This is a genomic window from Thiolapillus sp. (assembly GCF_048562965.1).
Taxonomy (GTDB): domain Bacteria; phylum Pseudomonadota; class Gammaproteobacteria; order Chromatiales; family Chromatiaceae; genus Thiolapillus; species Thiolapillus brandeum_A.
The window spans coordinates 1-650 of the sequence record NZ_JBHNMF010001393.1; the positions used below are offsets into that span (position 1 = coordinate 1).

Sequence of the window (650 nt, forward strand, 5' to 3'; positions counted from 1 at the left end):
TACTCTAAACTCTAGTGAAGATGTATTCAGCCGCAAAATTGTTGGCTGGGAGATTCATGAGAGTGAAAGCGCAGCACATGCCAGCCAACTCATCAGGAAAACCTGTCTGGCTGAATCAATCCATGAAGAGGGTCTGGTGCTACATTCTGACAACGGCAGTCCGATGAAAGGCGCCACCATGCTGGCGACCTTGCAGAAACTCGGCGTAGTGCCCTCGTTCAGCCGCCCTTCAGTCAGTGATGACAATCCTTATTCAGAGAGTCTGTTCCGTACATTGAAGTATGGGCCCAGTTATCCGAATCAACCATTCCAAAGTCTGGAGTCAGCAAGAGAATGGGTACATGAATTTGTGCAATGGTATAACCAACAACATCGTCATAGTGCGATTCACTTCGTGACGCCCAATCAGCGCCATGAAGGTAAAGATCATGCCATTCTTGAACAGCGGAAGGAGGTTTATGCGGCGGCACGCACCCGGAATCCGGCACGCTGGTCAGGTGCAATCAGGAACTGGGACAGGATTGAAAATGTGGCTCTTCCCCAAATGGAGTGGGTAGATTATCGTAATCCCCTATGAGAGACAAAGACCTATATGCCCAGATACTGGGAATCAAGAGTCCCTGGCAAGTATCCGGTGTAGAGCTGGCGCT

At 49.8% G+C, this 650-nt stretch carries 1 protein-coding gene; it reads left to right on the plus strand.

Annotated elements, in window-relative coordinates; translation table 11 throughout:
• The coding region (locus ACOCD2_RS24525; protein WP_294078691.1) for an integrase core domain-containing protein at positions 1-577 on the plus strand (577 nt) is incomplete at its 5' end.
• Between the last annotated feature and the right edge of the window lie 73 nt (positions 578-650).